Origin of the sequence: Caenimonas sp. SL110, assembly GCF_001044395.1 — a bacterium.
GTDB lineage: Bacteria > Pseudomonadota > Gammaproteobacteria > Burkholderiales > Burkholderiaceae_C > Ramlibacter.
In genome coordinates this window covers 1-4,929 of the sequence record NZ_JANU01000043.1, presented here as the reverse complement: position 1 = coordinate 4,929, position 4,929 = coordinate 1, and the positions used below count along the sequence as shown (strand labels likewise).

The window sequence follows — 4,929 nt, the reverse complement described above, 5'->3', positions numbered from 1 at the left end:
CGAATCAAGCACTTGAGTGGTGTTTCTTAAGAGTCCGCAATGACAGCCAACTCATGCTTGCAATGACAACCAATTGCTTAATCTGCGCACGCCCTCTTCCAGTCTCGACGCGTCCTTCGCTGCGAAACACCAGCGCAGCCAGCCCTCAGCCTCCGGCGCAAATGCACTCCCCGGGGCCAGTCCGAGCCCGGCTTCAACAACCAGGCGCTTGGCCGTATCCAGTGAATCCGGATAGCCCTCCAGCTGGAAAAAAGCGTACATCCCACCTTTTGCCGGCTCGACGCGAACCTGGGGAATGGCCTGCAGCAGGGGAATGAGGATGTCGCGGCAGCTCTTGAGGTGCGCAACGACGCGCGGTGTGACTTCGTCCGTCCCCTCGATTGCAGCCAGCGCGGCGCGCTGCGTGAAGACACTCGCGCAGGACGTATTGAATTCGATGAGCTTTCCCATGTGATGGGTCATGTCCGGCGGCATCACCAGCCAGCCGAGCCGCCAGCCGGTCATCAGGAAGCTCTTGGAAAAGCTGTGCGCGACCACCAGCCGGTCGTCGGTCGATGCGATGTCCAGGAAGCTGGGTGCGCAGCCGTTGGCGGTCGGCTCGTAGTAAAGCCGCTCGTAAACCTCGTCGGCCAGAATCCATGTGCCGGTCTTGCGGCAGTGCTCAAGGATGGCCGTTTGCTCCTCGCGGGTGAGCGTCCATCCGGTGGGATTGTTGGGCGCGTTGACGATCAGCAACCGGGTCGCAGAGGTGATCGAGCCCAGCAGCTTGCCCAGGTCCAGCGTCCACGCACCGCCCTTCGGCTCCAGCGGCACACATTTGAGGTTCGCTCCCATGATGACCGGCTGGGCCACCAGGTTGGGCCAGACGGGCGTGACTGCGACGACCTCATCGCCCGCATCGACCAGAGCCTGTACCGCGAGCATCAAGGCGTTGACGCCGCCGGAGGTGATCGCGATACGGTCCGCGGCAATCTTGCCGTGCAGCTTGCTGGAATATGCAGAGACCGCCTCGCGCAGCTCAGGCAGACCCAGGTTGTGCGAATAGAACGTCTCACCCTTTTGCAGCGACTCGATGGCGGCCCGCCGGATGAATTCGGGCGTGACCTCATCGCTCTCGCCAAACCAGAACGCCAGCACATCGCTGCGGCCTATTCCCGCGTTGGCAACTTCACGGATTCGGGACTCTTCAAGGTTCTGGATGGCTTGGCGCATGGGGATTGGGGTTGGGTTGGGCTTTGAAGGCTGTCATGCCGGACCTGGTCCGGCATCCAGACTGCGCGTGATCAGACGCCGCATGGATTGCGGGTCACGCCCGCAATGACAGCCCGTCAAGAACGGACCATCTTACAAGTGCTGGGCATTTCCGCCTGGGCGGCAGGGATGCTGCGTATCACGCGGAAACCGTAGCCGGAACCTTCGACATCGAACTTCACACCCGGCGTGCCCACGCGATCCATCACACCGACGACCAGCGGCTGCTGGAACTGGTGATCGACCGCACGCATGGTGCCGGTCTGACCGTGGAAATTGACAGTCACGCGCTCCAGCGCGTTCGCCACCGCGATGGCGTCGGTGCTGCGCGCGGCATCGATGGCTTGCGCAAGCGCTTCCACCATCAGCTGCATGCGCATGTGCACGTAGTCGTCGGCGGGTTTGGGGTAGCGCTTTCTGAATGAATCGTAGAAGGCCTCGCTCTGCGCACCCGGCGCATTGGGAAGCCAGTCGGCCACTGCGATGACCTTGCCCAGCCCCGCCTCACCGATTGCAGCGGGCGCGCCGAGCGCATTGCCGTAGAAGGTGTAGAACTTGCCGTCGAAGCCGACTTCACGCGCGGCCTTGACGAGCAAGGTGAGGTCGTTGCTGAAGTTGCCGGTGATCACCGCCCCTGCACCGCTGGCCTTGATCTTGGTTGCGTACGGCGCGAAGTCCTTCACGCGCAAGAGCGGATGCAACTCCTCACCCACGATCTGCACATCGGGTCGCTGCGCGCCCAGTTGCCTGCGCGCCTCGCGCAGCACCGCCTGGCCGAAGCTGTAGTCCTGACCCAGCAGATAAACGGACTTGAGCTGAGCATCCTGGCGCAGCACGGACATCAATGCTGCCATGCGCATATCGGCATGGGCATCGAAGCGAAAGTGCCAGAAGCTGCACTTCTCGTTGGTCAGTATCGGGTCGACCGCCGAATAGTTGAGAAACAGCACACGGCGACGCGGCTCTCGCTCGTTGTGCTTGTTGACCGCTTCGATCAACGCTGCGGCGACCGCTGACGAATTGCCCTGGAAAATGAATTGCGCCCCATCGTCGATGGCCGAGCGCATCGTCGATAGCGCCTCTTCGATCTGGCCCTTGCTGTCGTAGCGATCGAGTTGCAGCAGGCGCATGCCTTCCGCCGTGCGAACGCCGCCGCGCTGGTTGACACGCTCGACGGCCCACACGAGGTTGCGAAAAACGGCTTCGCCGCCATTGGCATTGCCACCCGAAAGGCCCTCGATCATCGCGATCTTGACGGGGGCAAGCGCGGGCTGCGCCATGGAAAAAGCCGGAACAAATAATGCCCCTGCGACAGATTTCAAGATACGGCGACGAAGAAAAATCAAACTGGAAATCCCTTGAAAAAGTTGGCGCTGCCGATAGATAGGCTACAGGCGGCAATCGAACGGTTTGAGAGCCGCGCCAAGTTTAAAGGAGCCAAACCATGTCCCTGTTTTTTGCACCCGTCGTCAACGGCCGCGCACCTTCGCGTCAATCCTTCGACCGCAGCTTCGAGCGCTTCCTGAACGACTCGTTCTTCAGCGATCGCCGCTCTGGCGCATCGGTCGAGCAGGACGACAAGGCCTGGACCATCACGCTGGACGTACCCGGCATCACACGCGAGCAGCTCTCGATCAACATTGAAGGCACCATCGTTCGCATCGAGACCACCGCCGAAGCGAAGCGCCAGTACAAAGCCGCTTACGAAACCCCGCAAGACATCGATGCGGATGCCAGCAACGCCAAGCTCGAAAACGGCGTGTTGACGCTGACGCTGGTGAAGAAGGTTGCGGTTTCCAACGCACGCACCATCACGATCCAGTAATAGCTTCTAGAGCTCTGCCAGCGGCCAGCGCGGTTTGACGTCGAAAGCGTAAGACCGGTTGGCCGTTTGCACGCCTGCCTGCAGCCGCATCGCTGCAGCCATGGCAATCATGGCGCCGTTGTCGGTGCACAGATGCAATTCGGGATAGTGCACCCGCACACCCATTCGGGCGCACGCGGAATTCAGATCGGCGCGCAGCAACCGGTTCGCGCCCACACCACCGGCGACGACGAGCCGCTTGAGCCCGCTTTGCACCAGCGCGGCCATCGACTTCTTCACCAGCACTTCGACGATCGCCGCCTGCGTCGATGCCGCGAGATCTGCCTTGTTCGCCTCTAGCGTGTCACCCAGCTTCTTCGCCTGCGTCAACACCGCCGTCTTCAATCCCGCGAACGAAAAGTCCAGGTTGCCGCTGTGCATCAAGGGTCGGGGCAGCTTGAAAGCCTTGCCGTCCCCGCTCTCAGCCAAACGCGACAACGCCGGTCCGCCCGGATAACCCAGTCCCATCAGCTTCGCCGACTTGTCGAAAGCTTCCCCGGCCGCATCGTCGATGGTTTCTCCCAGCAATTCGTAGCGCCCCACGCCCTCCACCCGCATCAACTGCGTGTGACCCCCAGACACCAGCAGCGCAATGAAGGGGAACTCTGGCGGGTCCGCACTGAGAAAGGGTGAGAGCAGATGACCTTCCAGGTGATGCACGCCCAGCACCGGCTTGCCAAGCGCTGCGCCCAATGCACAAGCCACACCCGCACCCACGAGCAGCGCACCCGCCAGACCCGGGCCGCGGGTATAGGCGACCACGTCAACGTTCGACAGCCCCACCTCGGCTTTAGCGAGCACCGCTTCAGCCAGCGGCAAAACGCGCCGGATGTGATCGCGACTCGCGAGTTCAGGCACTACACCGCCATAAGCCTGGTGCATTTCGATCTGGCTGTGCAGTGCGTCCGCACGCAGCACGGGGCGTTCGCTTGCGGTCGTCTCGACCAGCGCGACGCCGGTCTCATCGCAGGATGATTCGATCCCTAGTACTAGCATCGCCCGAGTTTAGCGATGCATTGCAACCCCACCGGGCCGCCGGCCGGTGATGGCGCGATTCTTGCGAAAATCAAGCAATGACGACGCCATCCCAACAACTGCGAATCGTGGTGATTGCGCCTGACACCCTCAACCCTGACATCGAGGATGAAGAAGCGGTGGAGCAGGCCGAACGATCGCGCCTGCTGCGCATCTGCCTGCTTGAAAATGGTTACAACATCATTGCGGTGCTGCCTACCGATACATTCCTGCGCGAGCGCATCGCCCAGTTGCAGCCGGACCTGATCGTGGTCGATGCCGAAAGCGCCGCCCGCGACTCCCTCGAACATGTGGTGATGGCCACCCGGGACGAGCGCCGGCCCATTGTGCTGTTCACCAATGACGAAGACACGACGCACGTGAAGGACGCCGTGGCCGCCGGAGTGACCGCCTATATCGTGGCGGGGCTCGCGCCTGACCGCATCAGGCCCATCCTCGACGTGGCATTAGCCCGCTTCCAGCACGAACAGGCCTTGCGCCAGGAACTGGCCGAAGCCCGGTCCGAGCTTCAGGACCGCAAGGTTATCGATCGCGCCAAGGGCCTGCTGATGCAGCGACGCGGGCTATCGGAGCAACAGGCGTTCGAGCAACTTCGCAAATCGGCGATGGATCGCGGCCTGAAGCTGGCGGAAGTGGCGCAGCGGATGCTGGATGCGGCGGATTTGCTGGGCTAGATGCGCCTGCATGGTGCGCCGCACGCAATAGGTGCACCACGGCTGTCATTGCGGGCTCTTAAGAAACACCACTCAAGTGCTTGATTCGTAATGGTGTTTTAGGAG

5 protein-coding genes are annotated in these 4,929 nt (G+C 61.9%); 2 read left to right on the top strand and 3 right to left on the bottom strand.

Translation table 11 applies throughout. The features are described 5' to 3' along the window. Window positions 1-51: 51 nt before the first annotated feature. Together AQ12_RS18910 and AQ12_RS18905 are read right to left on the bottom strand one after the other, a co-directional pair. The gene (locus tag AQ12_RS18910) at window positions 52-1,212 is read right to left on the bottom strand and encodes a pyridoxal phosphate-dependent aminotransferase (RefSeq protein ID WP_048441522.1); all 1,161 of its coding nucleotides are present in this window, start codon (window positions 1,210-1,212) and stop codon (window positions 52-54) included. Window positions 1,213-1,328: 116 nt separating this feature from the next. Further along, complete coding sequence (locus tag AQ12_RS18905; RefSeq protein ID WP_082151684.1) at window positions 1,329-2,531, bottom strand: branched-chain amino acid ABC transporter substrate-binding protein; 1,203 nt, start codon at window positions 2,529-2,531, stop codon at window positions 1,329-1,331. 170 nt (window positions 2,532-2,701) lie between these two features. On the opposite strand from AQ12_RS18905, the gene AQ12_RS18900 reads away from it, so the two are divergent. After that, window positions 2,702-3,076: an Hsp20/alpha crystallin family protein gene (locus tag AQ12_RS18900; RefSeq protein WP_048441523.1), complete on the top strand. Its 375-nt coding sequence runs from the start codon at window positions 2,702-2,704 to the stop codon at window positions 3,074-3,076. Window positions 3,077-3,082: 6 nt separating this feature from the next. Here AQ12_RS18900 and tsaD read toward each other — a convergent pair whose 3' ends face one another. Then, the gene (gene tsaD, locus AQ12_RS18895) at window positions 3,083-4,111 is read right to left on the bottom strand and encodes a tRNA (adenosine(37)-N6)-threonylcarbamoyltransferase complex transferase subunit TsaD (protein ID WP_048441520.1); all 1,029 of its coding nucleotides are present in this window, start codon (window positions 4,109-4,111) and stop codon (window positions 3,083-3,085) included. Window positions 4,112-4,188: 77 nt separating this feature from the next. Here tsaD and AQ12_RS18890 point away from each other — a divergent pair, with 77 nt between their 5' ends. Further along, entirely contained in the window at window positions 4,189-4,824 is a 636-nt protein-coding gene (locus AQ12_RS18890) for an ANTAR domain-containing response regulator (RefSeq protein WP_048441519.1), read from the top strand. Window positions 4,825-4,929 lie beyond the last annotated feature (105 nt).